Genomic DNA, 13,883 nt, shown 5'->3' on the forward strand with positions numbered 1-13,883 from the left:
TCCCACAGCCCATGGCAACCTCTGAAGCCCGCCCTGCCGACCGGATCCGACCGGGGCGCTGGCTCGGCTGGCTGGCGGTGATGGTCGTGCTGGCCCTGGTGTTCCTGGCCTATCTGCGTCCTGAGCTGGCTCTGGATCTGGCCGGCCGGCTCTGGTCCTGCTTCTGAGCATCGGCGGCCTGATGTTCACCTGCGCCTCCCGCCCCTCGGACTGGGTGACCCGCTGGGCCGAGGCCTTGCCCGCCGGCGGCCAGGTGCTGGACCTGGCCTGCGGCGCTGGCCGCCACCTGCGCTGGCTGGCCGCGCGGGGCCACCGGGTGACAGGTGTGGACCGCGACCTCTCGGGGCTGGCGGACCTGGACCTGCCGGTCGAGCTGCTGCAGGCCGACCTGGAAGCCGGCCCCTGGCCCCTGGCCGACCGGCAGTTCGACGCGGTGGTGGTGACGAACTACCTCTGGCGACCCCGCTGGGCCGAACTGGCGGACACGGTGGCCCCCGGCGGCCTGCTGATCTACGAAACTTTTGGCGAGGATCAGGCCTCCATCGGCAAGCCCTCGCGTCCGGACTTTCTGCTGCGCCATGGCGAGTTGCTGGAACTCTGCCGCGGCTGGCGGGTGCTGGGCTACGAGGACGGGTTCCTCCAGGCTCCGGACCGCTTCGTTCAGCGCATCGCGGCGGTGCGGCCGGGTGGGACCGGGCAACGCCATGGGCTGCCCGTTCTGACCTCGACCCAGGGCTAGAATCACCGCTTCCCCGAAGGAACTCCTGATGACACCGATTGTTGGCAGCATCGTCGCGCTGGTGACGCCGATGCACGAAGATGGCAGCGTCGATTACGACGCGCTGAAGGCACTCATCGACTGGCACATCGCCGAAGGCACCGACTGCATCGGCGTGGTGGGTACCACGGGTGAGTCGGCCACCGTCGACGTGGAAGAGCACTGCGAAATCATCCGCGTGGCCGTCGAGCACGCCAAAGGGCGCGTGCCCATTCTGGCCGGTGCGGGCGCGAACAGCACCGCCGAAGCCATCTCGCTGTCCAGGTACGCCAAGGAAGTCGGCGCCGACTGCACGCTGCAGGTCGTGCCCTACTACAACAAGCCGTCCCAGGAAGGCATCTACCGCCACTTCCGCGCCATCGCAGAGGCGGTCGACATCCCGGTGATGCTTTACAACGTGCCCGGCCGCACCGTGGCGGACATGCAGCCCGAAACGGTGCTGCGTCTGACCCAAGTGCCCGGTATCTTCGGCATCAAGGAAGCCACTGGCAGCATCGAACGCGCCGCCTGGCTGCTCAAGCAGGTGCCATCCAGTTTCTCCGTCTACTCGGGCGACGACAGCACCGCCATCGCTCTGATGCTGCTGGGCGGCAAGGGCAATGTCAGCGTGACTGCCAATGTGGCGCCCAAGCTGATGCACGAGCTGTGCATGGCCGCCATGGCCGGTGACATCGCCAAGGCCTGCGAGATCCACTTCCGCCTGCTGCCGCTGCACAAGCAGCTGTTCTGCGAATCCAGCCCCGCCCCCACCAAGTGGGCGCTGTCGCAGATGGGCCGCTGCCGCAACGTGCTGCGCCTGCCGATCGTCGAGCTCTCCCCGGCGGGTCAAGCCACCGTGGGCCAGGCCCTGCGCGAATCCGGCATCCTCTGAGCGACCTGTGCAGCGCCCCACCGGGCGCTGCAATTTTCCCTGTCCCTGCGGCGCCCCGACCCGGCATGCGCCCTCCGGAGATCTCCCAAGTGAAACAAGCCTTCTCGATCACGGCCGTGCGCGGCGCCACCCTGGCCCTGGCCGCCAGCCTGGCCGGTTGCGGCATGCTCAGCAGCGTGCTGCCCGACGACAAGATCGACTACGGCACGGCCTCCCGCAAGGTGCAGCCGCTGGATGTGCCGCCCGACCTGACCCAACTCGCACGTGACAACCGCTACGCGCCACAGGCGGGTGCGGTGTCTGCGTCCACTCTGGGCACCGCCCGCCCCGCGGCCGCCTCCGGCGCAGCCACCCCCACGGTGGCCGTCAACAAGGCCGGAGACGCCTATCTGGCCCGCATGGGACAGCAGCAATGGCTGGTCAGCCCGCGCAGCCCCGAGGAAGTGTGGCCACTCGTGCGCCAGTTCTTCCTGGACCGCAACTTCAAGTTCCAAAAGGAAGATGCTGCCTCCGGCGTGCTGGAAACCGACTGGGTGGAGAACCGGGCCAACCTGCCCAAGGACATGATCCGCTCGACCATCGGCCAGGTGCTGGACCGCCTCTACGACAGCGGCCTGCGCGACCGCTTCACGGTTCGTGTCCTGCGGGGCACGGACGGCAAGGGCTCCGAGATCTACATCGCCCACCATGGCCTCGAGGAGGTCTACACCAGCCGCGATGGCAGCACCACCTGGACCAACCGCGCGGCAGACCCGGCGCTCGAAACCGAACTGCTGACCCGCCTGATGCAGGCGCTCTCGCCGGTGGCGACGGCAGCCACCCCAGCCAGTGGCGCATCGAGCGCCGATGCCTCGGCACCCGTGGTGCAGGTGGCCGCCAAGGCGCGCGTGCTCAGCGGCCAGCCGGGTGCCACGCTGGAAGTGGATGACGGCCTGGAGCGGACCTGGCGCCGCATCGGCCTGGCGCTCGACCGCACCGGCTTCACGGTGGAGGAACGCGACCGCGCCCTGGCCACCTACGCCGTCCGCTACGTCGATCCCAAGATTGCCGCCCAGGATTCGCCCAATTTCATCTCGAAGATGTTCGGTGCGAAGGAACCTGCGGAGTTGGCCCTGGGTCGCTACCGGATCGTGCTCAAGGCGAACGGTGCCAGCACGCAGATCACCGTGCAAAAGCCCAATGGCGAGCCCGACAACAGCGAGAGCGCCCAGCGCATCGCCCAGCAATTGGTGGACGAACTCAAATACTGAGCCGCTTTACCTTGATTCACAAAAGGGCAGCATGGGCTGCCCTTTTTCATGCCCTCATGCCAGACGGGGCATAAAAAAAGCCGCCTTCAAGAGGCGGCTTTCTTTCATCACGTCGCTGCAGCGCAGCAACGCGGGAATCTGCTTAGTTCGAAGCGGCTTCCGAAGCGGGAGCGGCAACTTCCGAAGCGGCTTCCGAAGCGGCGGGAGCAACTTCCGAAGCGGTAGCGGCGGCCGAGGGAGCGGCGTCCATCGGAGCGGGAGCCTCTTCCTTCTTGCCGCAAGCGGTCAGGGCAGCAGCAGCGATCAGGGAAGCCAGCAGGAGCGACTTGTTCATGAATATCCTCGAATCGAAAAGAGTCGAACAAAAAATACCGGTCATTCTGGAAGCTCGCTGTTCGTGCGCGCCTCCTCCTCGCGAGGTCCAGAAATGTTCAAAGGGCGGTCGTTCGCTCCGAGAACCGTTTTCTGAGCCCAGACTGACATTATACGCAGACTCAGGGAAAGTTCCCGGTACAACATGGGGGAGCTGTCAGTGCGGCTGCGCCGAAACGTTGCCATCGCGCATCATGCCCTGCCAACGTCATATCCCGGTCAGACACCGTGGAGCCAGCCGGCCTCCGCCCAATCCGCCACCAATTCACGGGCATCCGTGCTGAGCTGGGCCACTTCACGCGCGCCCAACACCCGCTGGTCCGCCAGCTGACGCATCAGACGGGCATCTCGCCCACCGGCGCGGAAGGATTCTCCGTTGATGAACACGTGCCGCTCGTCGTACATCATACGGGTGCGGCGGTCCAGGCTGAGGCCCTGCCCGTTCTTCAGGGGTTCACCGCCCTCGAACCAGACGATGGCCTTGGGTTCGGTCAGCGACTCGCCCAGTGCGCAGGCCAGGCTGTGGGCATCGTTGAGCGCGGCAATCACTGCTTTTTGCGCAAATTCCTGCAATGCCGTGGGAATCAGGCCCGGGGTGTCGGTGGCCGACTGGGCCGGGTCGCGGTAGTGAGGTTCCTGGTCCGGCGCTTCCAGGGCGTCGATCATGCGCTGCAGCACGTCTCGGGCGGTCTCGGTCGGAGTGGGCGTGCGGAAGCCGACCGAGCAGGTCATGCAATCGTTGCCCACGGCGATGCCGTCATGCCCCCAGCGCGGTGGCAGGTAGAGCATGTCGCCCGGCTCCAACACCCATTCCTCGGTGGGCTGGAAGTTGGCCAGCAGCTTGACCGGCACGCCCTCCACCAGGGTGGCATCCTTGACCGGCCCCACCCGCCAGCGGCGCTGGCCGGACACCTGCAGCAGGAAAACGTCGTAGGAATCGGTGTGCGGGCCCACGCCACCGCCATCACTGGCGTAACTGATCATCAGATCATCCAGGCGGGCTTCGGGCACGAAGCGAAACTGGCTGAGCAGCTCGTTTGCAGCCTGCACGTGCAGATCCAGCCCCTGCACCAGCAAGGTCCAGCCCGGGCGGCTGAACGGCGGCACCTGACGCCGCTCGAAGGGGCCGTGGCGCAGTTGCCAACCCCCCTTGGCCTGCTGGACCAGGCGCGATTCGACATCATCGCGCGCGGCCAGCGCCAGCAGCTCGGGGCGCGTCACCGGCGGCACCACACCAGGCACGGCCTGCCGAATCAGGCAGGGTTTTTTTTGCCAATGGCGGCGCATGAACTGGGCCGGCGACATGCCGCCCAGCAAGGGGAGTTTCTGCAGAGGGTTCACGGTCATGGGGCCGGATTGTGGCCGGCCTTGTGCGATCATCCCCTGATGGACATCACTTCCCCCTGTGTGGTGACGCTGACCTGGCGACTTTCGGACGGCCAGGGGCAGCTCATCGACGAGCTGAACGAACCCGTGGAGTTCTTCTACGGTGGCGACGACCTGCTGCCCAAGGTCGAGGAGGCTCTGGCGGGCCAGGCCGTCGGCTTCGAGGCCGAGTTGCATCTGGAACCGGAGCATGCCTTCGGCGACTATGACGCGGACCTGCTTTGCTACGAAGCCCGTGCGCTCTTCCCTGAGGGGGTGGAGCCAGGCATGCGCTTCGAAGGCCTGCCCGAGGGCGCCGTCACCCCCGACATGCCCGAGGACCTGATCTACACCGTCACCGAGGTCTACCCCGAGCACGTCGTGCTCGACGCCAACCATCCGCTGGCCGGCATCGCCCTGCGCATTGCGCTGAAGGTGCTGGATGTGCGAGCGGCCAGCACCGAAGAGATTGGCGCCGCCTCGGTGGGCGAGTCGCCCTTTGCCGTGGTGAGCGGCTCGCCGCCCGGCGAGCCCCTGCACTGACCCAGCGCAGTGCGCTGGTCGGGCTCAGTCCCGGCCGGTCGAGCCGAAGCCGCCGGTCCCGCGGTCGCTGGCTTCGAAAGACTCCACGCGGCGGAAAGCCGCCTGCACCACCGGCACGATCACCATCTGGGCGATGCGCTCCATGGGTTGCACCGTGAAGGCGGTGCTGCCCCGGTTCCAGCAGCTCACCATCAGCGGGCCCTGGTAGTCGGAGTCGATCAGTCCCACCAGATTGCCCAGCACGATGCCGTGCTTGTGGCCCAGGCCCGAGCGCGGCAGCAGCATGGCGGCCAAGCCCGGGTCACCGATGTGCACGGCCAGGCCGGTGGGAATCAGCGCAGATTGGCCGGGCGCCAGTTCCAGCGGCTGGTCCAGGCAGGCCCGCAAATCCAGGCCGGCGCTGCCGGGTGTGGCATAGGCGGGCAGCTGGTCCGCCATGCGCGGGTCCAGCACTTTCACGTCGATCGTCGTCATTCGGCGGAGGTCTTCAGTCGTTCGGCCAGCTCGCGCACCAGGGCGCGGGCCAGGCTCAGTTTGTCAGCGGTGGGCAGCTCACGGTGGCCGTCGGCGTCCACCAACACCAGGGTGTTGTCGTCACGACCAAAGGTGGCCGGGCCGAGGTTGCCCACGATCAGCGGCACCTTCTTGCGCAGCAGCTTCTCGCGGGCATGCTGCAGCAGGTGTTCGCTCTCGGCGGCAAAGCCCACGCAGTACGGCGCCTGCGGCAGCGCCGCCACCGCGGCCAGGATGTCCGGGTTCTCGGTCAGCTCGAAGGTGGGCGCCACCTTCTTGCCGTCCTTCTTGATCTTGTGGGCGTTCATCTGCGCGGGCCGCCAATCGGCCACCGCCGCGGTGGCGATGAAGACCTCATGCTGCGCCGCGGCGGGCAGCACCGCGTCGTGCATCTGCTGGGCGCTCTGCACGTCGATGCGCCGTACATGCCGCGGCGTGGGCAGGTGCACCGGGCCGGCCACCAGGGTCACCTCGGCCCCGGCCTCCTGCGCCGCACGGGCGATGGCAAAGCCCATCTTGCCACTGGAGTGGTTGGTGATGCCGCGCACCGGGTCGATGGCTTCGAAGGTGGGGCCGGCGGTGATCAGCAGCTTGCGTCCAGCCAGCAGCTTGGGCTGGAAGAAGGCGATCAGCTCGTCGCGCAGCTCGGCCGGCTCCAGCATGCGGCCATCGCCCACCTCGCCGCAGGCCTGGTCGCCCGCGGCCGGGCCCAGCACGGTGGCGCCATCGGCCCGCAGCTGCGCCACATTGCGCTGCGTGGCCGGATGGGCCCACATCTCGCGGTTCATCGCCGGCGCCACCAGCAGCGGCACCCGCTCGATGGGCCGCGCCAGGCACAGCAGCGAGAGCAGCTCGTCGGCCCGTCCTTGCACCAGGCGCGCGATGAAGTCCGCGCTGGCCGGGGCGATCAGGATGGCGTCGGCCTCGCGCGAGAGATTGATGTGCGCCATGTTGTTGCCCGGGCGCGCATCCCACTGGCTGGTGTAGACCGGCCGGCCCGACAGGGCCTGCATGGTCACCGGGGTGATGAAGGCTTCAGCGCCTTCGGTCATCACCACCTGCACCGAGGCCCCAGCCTTCACCAGCTCACGGGTCAGCTCGGCGGCCTTGTAGCAGGCCACGCCACCGGACAGGCCCAGCACGATGTGCCGGCCCGCCAGATCCTGTCGCTCACTCATCGCTCAACGTCCCCGCCGCGCACGGCTGCCTTCATTGCCAGCCTTCATTGCATCTGCGCGCCGTGGCACTTCTTGAACTTCTTGCCGCTGCCGCAGGGGCACGGGTCGTTGCGGCCGGGCAGATCACCCACCCGGCGCTGCGGCGGCTTCGGGGCATGGTCCAGCCAGTACAGGCGCATGTCCTGCGCCGCATACAGCGCCTCGTGGATCAGCTCGTCGCGGGTGAGTTCCTCGCCTTCGTAGAGCTCGTCGCAGACTTCCTTGATCTCCTCGGGCGTCATGGTCAGCGTGACCACCCGGGTCATGCATTCCTCGAAGAGCTGCCCCTCCTCGGTCTCGGCGTCCGGCTCCGGCCAGTCCTGCGGGAAGTCGCGCGTGGCATCGACGAAGCCCAGGGCCCAGACCTCGCCGGTCTGCTCCAGCATGTGCAGCTCATCGGCCTTCACATGACCTTCCTCGACCAGGCGCTGCTTGTCCTCTTCGGTCAGCTCGATCATCAAGGGCGCCAGGCGCAGCACATCGGCGTCGTCCAGGATCTCCTCAGGGTCCAGCTGGTTCGCCAGCACATCCCAGCGGGCCTGGATGACCTCGCGCGCCGCCTGGGCATCGGCCGGGTCGGCAAAGGCCCGCTCGAACACGCCTTCGGCCATCACCGGCAGCCACTCGTCCAGCAAGAGTCGGCGCGGGCCGGCCATCAGGGCGGTCATGTAGCCATCGAGCCACTCGAGCGACACGCCTTCTTCGAAGCCAGCCATGCGCTGGCACAGCGCATCCAGTGCCTCGATCTCTTGTTCGGTGCTCATGCGGGGCGCCGCCATCGGTCTCTCCAGGAATTCGGGACCCGGCAGTGTCGCACGTCCCAACGTGGCAGGCGAGCCGCCCGCCTGCAGGGTGAAGGAGCCCATCGGGGTGCGCAGCGGGAGGCTTGTTATATTTGTGCAAACATTTTATCCAAACCATGGGGTGCCATCACGATGCAGCCGCTGTTCACCTGGTTCCACAATCTGCCCGACCCCGTGGCCGAGTGGCTCGCCCTGCTCGGTGCCGCGCTGCTGGCCCTCATCGCCGCCGCCGTCGCCTACCGCCTCGGTGGCCGCCTGCTGACCCGCACCACACGTGGACGCCATCCGGCCGAGGCCATCGTCCAAAGCGCCCTGCTGCCCGCACGCTGGCTCGTGCCCTTGGTGGCCTTGAACGTCGTGTGGCACGGCGCGCCCGACGATCTCCATGGCGTGGAAGGCCTGCGGCGCATCACCGCCCTGGCCATGGTCGGCTGCGCCACCTGGCTGATCGCGCGGGGCATCCACCGCGTCAGCGGCGCCTACCTGGCCCGCCTGCCGATCCGGGAGACCGACAACCTGGAGGCTCGCCGCCTCTACACCCAGACCCGCGTGCTCTCGCGCACGGGGGTTGGTCTGGTGATCCTGGTGGGCACCGCGCTGGCCCTGATGACCTTTCCCACCGTGCGTCAGGTGGGCACCAGCCTGCTGGCCTCGGCCGGCGTGGTCGGCATCGTGGCCGGCTTTGCCGCGCGCCCGGTGCTGGGCAACCTGATCGCCGGCCTGCAGATCGGGTTGACCCAGCCGATCCGGCTGGACGACGTGGTCATCGTCGAAGGCGAATGGGGCATGATCGAGGAGATCAACAGCGCCTACGTGGTCGTGCGCATCTGGGACCAGCGCCGGCTGATCGTGCCGCTGCAGTGGTGGATCGAGCATCCCTTCCAGAACTGGACCCGGGAAAGCGCCGAGCTGATCGGCACGGTCTTCCTGTGGGTGGACTACCGCATGCCCCTGGAGCCCCTGCGACAGGCGCTGCAGCAGGCCTGCCAGGCCTCGCCCCACTGGGACGGACGGCTCGCCCTGCTGCAGGTGACGGAGGCGGGCGAGCGGGCCGTACAACTGCGCGCCCTGGTCTCGGCCGCCAATTCGTCAGCGGCCTGGGACCTGCGCTGCGCCGTCCGCGAAGCCCTGATCGACTTCATCCAGCGCCAGTACCCCGAATACCTTCCGCAATGGCGCACACAAGGCCTGGACCGGACGATGGCGCCGCCCGCCTCAGCCGGCCCCTGACCCACCCGACCCAACATGGTGCGAGACTTGCAGTCCCTCGTCCGGCACTCCCCACCCACACCATGCACTACGACATCGTCATCGTCGGCGGCGGCGCCGGCGGCCTGGAACTGGCCGCCTCGCTGGGTCGGTCCCTGGGCCCCCAAAGTGGCCAGGAAAAGGTCCTGCTGATCGACCGCGCGTCCTTCCACATCTGGAAGCCCACCCTGCACGAGGTGGCCGCCGGCACGCTCGATGCTCATCAGGAGGGCCTGTCCTACACCACCCTGGCGCGGCGCAACCACTTCAGCTTCACGCTGGGCGAACTGGGCGGCCTGGACAGCCAGAAGCGCCAGATCACCCTGGCGCCAGTACTGGACATTCAGGGACAGGTGCTGGTGCCAGAACGGCACATCAGTTACCGCTGGCTGGTGCTGGCCATCGGCAGCGGATCGAACTTCTTCGGCACCCCGGGGGCCGAACACGCCTACGTGCTAGAGCAGACGCTGGATGCCGAGCGCTTCCACCAGCGACTGCTCACCGCCTTCGTGCGGACGGCCTTTTCCGAGGACAAGCTGCTGTCGCTGGCCATCGTCGGCGCCGGCGCCACCGGGGTGGAGCTCTCCGCCGAGCTGATCGAGGCCCACCAGGAGCTGACCGAGGGGCTGAGCAAGGAGCAGCGCTTCCGCCTGGACATCACCATCGTCGAGGCCGCGCCGCGCATCCTGGCGGGCCTGCCCGAGAAGATCTCCCACCAGGCCCAGGTGGCGCTGCAGCGCAAGCAGGTCAAGGTGCTGACCGGCACCCGCGTGCAGGCCATCGAGGCCGATGCGCTGGCGACCGACAAGGGCCGCATCCCGGCCGACCTGATCGTCTGGGCGGCCGGCATCAAGGCCGCCGACAGCAACGAACGCCTGGGGCTGACCACCAACCGCTCCCACCAGTTCGTGGTGGATGCACAGTTGCGCACCTCGGCCGAGGGCATCTACGCCATGGGCGATTGCGCCGCCTGCGAATGGGAAAGCGGCCGCCTGGTGCCGGCCCGCGCCCAGGCGGCCCACCAGCAGGCCAGCTACCTGAAGCAGGTGTTGCTGGGCCTGCTGAAGGAACGCCCGGTGAGCATGCCCTTCCAGTACCGCGACTTCGGCTCACTGGTCTCGCTGGGCGACAACAAGGGCGTGGGCAACCTGATGGGCGGGCTCTCGGGCCGCAACTTCTTCGTCGAGGGGCTGATCGCGAAGTGGATGTACATGTCCCTGCACCTGAACCACCACCGCGCCATCATCGGCACCATCGACACCATGGTGCTGGCCCTGGTGCGGCTGCTGCAGCGGCGCGTCTCCGGCCGCCTCAAGCTGCACTGAGCCAGCCCCGACTCAGCCCGCGTTGGGCCCGGCCAGGTAGTCGGCCTTGCCCAGCGGCACGCCGGCCTGGCGCAGCAGGTCGTAGGCCGTCGTGACGTGGAAGAACAGGTTGGGGATGGCCCAGTGCAGCAGGTAGGCCTGGCCGCTCATGGTGCGGGTGGCCTCGCGGCCCACCGGGAAGGTGATCTCGGCGGCCTCACGGCCATCGATCTGCGAAGGCTGCACCGTGGCGAGCCAGGCCAAGGTCTTGGCCACCCGTTCGCGCAACTCGGCGAAGGTGGTTTCGTTGTCCTCGAACTTCGGCGCCTCAATGCCGGCAAGACGGGCGGTACCGTTCTTGGCGGCGTCACAGGCAATGCGGATCTGGGCCGTGAACGGCAGCATGTCCGGCGCAAAGCGCAAGCCGCAGAACACATCTGGGTTGAACTTGCGGGCCTCCGCGTTGGCCTGGGCCTTGTCCAGCAGATGGCCCAGGTTGGTCAGCGCGGTGGTGAAGACGGGCAGCGCGGTGGCGCCCAGGGTGATCGACATCTCGGTCTCCGGGAGGTTGTGGTTGGCGGGCGGCATGCTACGCCGCCCCCACAAGGACTGCCCGGCGCAGGGGCTTGCGCCCCCGGACGTGCTCAGACGCGTTCGGCCACCCAGGCCTGCACCGAGGCCAGCGCCGCCGGCAGGGCCGCAGCGTCGGTGCCGCCGGCCATGGCCATGTCGGGCTTGCCGCCACCCTTGCCGCCCACCTGCTGGGCCACGAAGTTGACCAGCTCGCCGGCCTTGACCTTGCCCGTGCTGTCGGACGTGACGCCCGCGGCCAGCTGCACCTTGCCGCCGTCCACCGCCGCCAGCACGATGGCCGCGGTCTTGAGCTTGTCCTTGAGCTTGTCCATGGTCTCGCGCAGGGTCTTGGCGTCGGCACCTTCCAGCGTCGCGGCCAGCACCTTCAGGCCCTTGACGTCCACTGCCTGCGACAGCAGCTCGTCACCCTGGGCGGAAGCCAGCTTGCCCTTGAGCGCGGCCACTTCCTTCTCCAGCGTGCGCACCTGCTCCAGCACGGCGCTCACGCGGTGCTCCAGCTCGCTGGGCGCGGCCTTGAGCGTGCTGGCCACCTGGCCCACGGTGCTCTCCAGGCCCTGCAGATAGGCCAGCGCGTTGTCGCCAGTCACCGCCTCGATGCGGCGGATGCCGGCGGCCACGCCGCTTTCGGCCACCACCTTGAACAGGCCGATGTCACCGGTCGCCTTGACGTGCGTGCCGCCGCACAGCTCCTTGGAGCTGCCGATGCTCAGCACCCGCACGGTGTCGCCGTACTTCTCGCCGAACAGCATCATCGCGCCGCTCTTCTGGGCGTCGTCGATGCCCATCACCTCGGCCTTGGCCTGGGCGTTGGCCAGGATCTCGGCGTTGACGAGGGTCTCGACCTTGCGGATCTGCTCGGCCGTCATCGGCGCGGTGTGGGCGAAGTCGAAGCGGGTGCGCTCGGGTGTCACCAGCGAGCCCTTCTGCTGCACATGGGCGCCCAGCACCTCGCGCAGGGCCTTGTGCATCAGGTGGGTGGCGCTGTGGTTGCGCACGGTCTTGGCGCGGCGCTCGGCGTCCACCTTGGCGACGAAGGCATCGCCCACCTTGACCACGCCCTCGACGACGCGGCCATGGTGGCCGAACACGTCGGCCTGGATCTTCATCGTGTCCTCGACCAGCACGCGCGTGCTGCCGTTGCGCAGCTCGCCCGCATCGCCCACCTGGCCGCCGGACTCGGCATAGAAGGGGGTGTGGTCCAGCACGATGACGGCGTCGTCACCGGCCTGGGCTTCGGGCACCGAGGTGCCTTCCACATAGACGGCCACCACCTTGGAGGTTTCGCAGACCAGGTGCTCGTAGCCATGGAAGGCGGTGGGCACGCCGCTGTATTCCAGGCCAGCAGCCATCTTGAACTTGCCAGCGGCGCGTGCCTGCTCGCGCTGGCGGGCCATGGCGGCGTCGAAGCCGGCCTGGTCCACCGTCACGCCACGCTCGCGGCAGACGTCGGCGGTCAGGTCCACCGGGAAGCCGAAGGTGTCGTGCAGCTTGAAAGCGGTCTCGCCGTCCAGCTGCTTGGCGCCCGCAGCTTCCATCGCTGCCAGGGCGCCTTCCAGGATCTCCATGCCGCGTTCGATGGTCTGGAAGAAGCGTTCTTCTTCCTGCTGGATCACCTCGGTCACACGGGCCTGGGCCTGGCGCAGCTCCGGATAGGCCTCGCCCATCTGGTTCACCAGTTCGGCCACGATCTTGTGGAAGAACGGGGTGCGTGCGCCCAGCTTGTAGCCATGGCGGATGGCGCGGCGGGCGATGCGGCGCAGCACATAGCCGCGGCCTTCGTTGCCGGGGATCACGCCATCGACGATGGTGAACGAGCAGGCGCGGATGTGGTCGGCGATGACCTTCAGGCTGGGCGAAGCCGGGTCGATGTCGACGCCGCCAGCGCTCTCGACTGCGGCCTTGGACGCGGCGATCAGCGCGACGAAGAGGTCGATCTCGTAGTTCGAATGCACATGCTGCAGCACCGCGGCAATGCGCTCCAGGCCCATGCCGGTGTCCACCGAGGGCTTGGGCAGCCTGTGCATCACACCGTCTTCGGTGCGATTGAACTGCATGAACACGTTGTTCCAGATCTCGATGTAGCGGTCGCCGTCTTCATCGGGACTGCCCGGAGGGCCGCCGGCCACGTCCGGACCGTGGTCGAAGAAGATCTCGGTGCAGGGGCCGCAGGGGCCGGTGTCGCCCATCATCCAGAAGTTGTCGGACATGTAGCGGCCGCCCTTGTTGTCACCGATGCGCACGATGCGCTCGGCGGGCACGCCCACCACCTTGTTCCAGATCTCGTAGGCCTCGTCGTCCTCGGAATAGACGGTCACCCACAGCTTGTCGGCCGGCAGCTTGAAGTGCTGGGTCAGCAGCTCCCAGGCATAGCTGATGGCGTCGTGCTTGAAGTAGTCACCGAACGAGAAGTTGCCCAGCATCTCGAAGAAGGTGTGGTGACGCGCGGTGTAGCCGACGTTGTCCAGGTCGTTGTGCTTGCCGCCGGCGCGGATGCACTTCTGCGCCGTGGTCGCCCGGCTGTAGGGCCGCTTGTCGAAGCCCAGGAACACGTCCTTGAACTGGTTCATCCCGGCATTGGTGAACAGCAGCGTGGGGTCGTCGCCCGGCACCACCGGGCTGGACGACACGATGGTGTGACCCTTGCTCTCGAAGAACTTCAGGTAGGTCTGGCGGATCTCGGCGGCTTTCATCCGGAACTTTCGAGAAAGTGGCCCCCTCCGACTGGGTGCATGCGGCCTCACAGGACCGTGCATCCGAGGGGATGGAATAGAACCTTTCATTATAGGTTCCGCCCCTGGCAGGGCCCGCCGCCGCGCCCTTTGGGCAGCAGCCCTGCCGCCCTGTGTCGCATCCACCCCAATTTGTAACAAGCGCCCGACATCGCACCGCGGCGTCCGCCTGTGAAAACCACAGGGGCACCAGGGACGGCGGCGGCACATCTTGTTACGAGCATCCCCGCGGCCAGCACTGCCTTTCCTTACATTGGCGGACACCTGCCAGGAGATAGGCGGGACACCACGCGGTG

General features: G+C 67.8%; 14 protein-coding genes. 7 read left to right on the forward strand and 7 right to left on the reverse strand.

From position 1 onward, the window contains the following. Window positions 1–11: 11 nt before the first annotated feature. The 4 genes from M0L44_RS05190 to bamC all read left to right on the forward strand — a co-directional run bounded on the left by M0L44_RS05190 (window position 12) and on the right by bamC (window position 2,899). On the forward strand, window positions 12–167 hold the full coding sequence (locus M0L44_RS05190) for a hypothetical protein (protein ID WP_252768920.1): 156 nt from the start codon (window positions 12–14) through the stop codon (window positions 165–167). 14 nt (window positions 168–181) lie between these two features. Beyond that, window positions 182–739, forward strand: coding sequence for a class I SAM-dependent methyltransferase (locus M0L44_RS05195; RefSeq protein WP_252768605.1), 558 nt, complete (start codon window positions 182–184; stop codon window positions 737–739). A gap of 28 nt (window positions 740–767) precedes the next feature. Beyond that, window positions 768–1,649: a 4-hydroxy-tetrahydrodipicolinate synthase gene (gene dapA, locus M0L44_RS05200; protein WP_252768606.1), complete on the forward strand. Its 882-nt coding sequence runs from the start codon at window positions 768–770 to the stop codon at window positions 1,647–1,649. Between the two features lie 89 nt (window positions 1,650–1,738). Next, on the forward strand, window positions 1,739–2,899 hold the full coding sequence (gene bamC, locus M0L44_RS05205; RefSeq protein ID WP_252768607.1) for an NlpB/DapX family lipoprotein: 1,161 nt from the start codon (window positions 1,739–1,741) through the stop codon (window positions 2,897–2,899). 142 nt (window positions 2,900–3,041) lie between these two features. Here the strand turns inward: bamC and M0L44_RS05210 are convergent, their stop codons facing one another. Together M0L44_RS05210 and M0L44_RS05215 are read right to left on the reverse strand one after the other, a co-directional pair. Next, the gene (locus tag M0L44_RS05210; protein ID WP_252768608.1) at window positions 3,042–3,233 is read right to left on the reverse strand and encodes a hypothetical protein; all 192 of its coding nucleotides are present in this window, start codon (window positions 3,231–3,233) and stop codon (window positions 3,042–3,044) included. 257 nt (window positions 3,234–3,490) lie between these two features. Beyond that, window positions 3,491–4,618, reverse strand: a complete 1,128-nt coding sequence (locus M0L44_RS05215) for a JmjC domain-containing protein (RefSeq protein ID WP_252768609.1) — start codon at window positions 4,616–4,618, stop codon at window positions 3,491–3,493. 39 nt (window positions 4,619–4,657) lie between these two features. Here M0L44_RS05215 and M0L44_RS05220 point away from each other — a divergent pair, with 39 nt between their 5' ends. Next, window positions 4,658–5,179: an FKBP-type peptidyl-prolyl cis-trans isomerase gene (locus M0L44_RS05220; RefSeq protein ID WP_252768610.1), complete on the forward strand. Its 522-nt coding sequence runs from the start codon at window positions 4,658–4,660 to the stop codon at window positions 5,177–5,179. Between the two features lie 24 nt (window positions 5,180–5,203). Here M0L44_RS05220 and dut read toward each other — a convergent pair whose 3' ends face one another. The 3 genes from dut to M0L44_RS05235 are packed head-to-tail and all read right to left on the reverse strand — an operon-like array spanning window position 5,204 to window position 7,673. Continuing rightward, window positions 5,204–5,653 carry a dUTP diphosphatase gene (gene dut, locus M0L44_RS05225; RefSeq protein ID WP_252768611.1) on the reverse strand — a complete coding sequence of 150 codons (450 nt, stop codon included), beginning with the start codon at window positions 5,651–5,653 and terminating at the stop codon, window positions 5,204–5,206. Further along, entirely contained in the window at window positions 5,650–6,870 is a 1,221-nt protein-coding gene (gene coaBC / locus M0L44_RS05230) for a bifunctional phosphopantothenoylcysteine decarboxylase/phosphopantothenate--cysteine ligase CoaBC (protein ID WP_252768612.1), read from the reverse strand. Before coaBC ends, dut begins: the two co-directional genes overlap by 4 nt. A 44-nt stretch (window positions 6,871–6,914) precedes the next feature. Continuing rightward, window positions 6,915–7,673 carry a YecA/YgfB family protein gene (locus M0L44_RS05235; protein ID WP_252768613.1) on the reverse strand — a complete coding sequence of 253 codons (759 nt, stop codon included), beginning with the start codon at window positions 7,671–7,673 and terminating at the stop codon, window positions 6,915–6,917. Window positions 7,674–7,844: 171 nt separating this feature from the next. On the opposite strand from M0L44_RS05235, the gene M0L44_RS05240 reads away from it, so the two are divergent. Continuing rightward, on the forward strand, window positions 7,845–8,942 hold the full coding sequence (locus M0L44_RS05240; protein WP_252768614.1) for a mechanosensitive ion channel family protein: 1,098 nt from the start codon (window positions 7,845–7,847) through the stop codon (window positions 8,940–8,942). Between the two features lie 62 nt (window positions 8,943–9,004). Continuing rightward, on the forward strand, window positions 9,005–10,285 hold the full coding sequence (locus M0L44_RS05245) for an NAD(P)/FAD-dependent oxidoreductase (protein ID WP_252768615.1): 1,281 nt from the start codon (window positions 9,005–9,007) through the stop codon (window positions 10,283–10,285). A 12-nt stretch (window positions 10,286–10,297) separates the two neighbouring features. Here the strand turns inward: M0L44_RS05245 and M0L44_RS05250 are convergent, their stop codons facing one another. Continuing rightward, window positions 10,298–10,816: a DUF1993 domain-containing protein gene (locus tag M0L44_RS05250; RefSeq protein ID WP_252768616.1), complete on the reverse strand. Its 519-nt coding sequence runs from the start codon at window positions 10,814–10,816 to the stop codon at window positions 10,298–10,300. A 92-nt stretch (window positions 10,817–10,908) separates the two neighbouring features. Further along, window positions 10,909–13,548, reverse strand: a complete 2,640-nt coding sequence (gene alaS / locus M0L44_RS05255; RefSeq protein ID WP_252768617.1) for an alanine--tRNA ligase — start codon at window positions 13,546–13,548, stop codon at window positions 10,909–10,911. Between the last annotated feature and the right edge of the window lie 335 nt (window positions 13,549–13,883).

It is taken from the genome of Ideonella oryzae (assembly GCF_024055665.1).
Classification (GTDB): Bacteria; Pseudomonadota; Gammaproteobacteria; order Burkholderiales; family Burkholderiaceae_C; genus Ideonella; species Ideonella oryzae.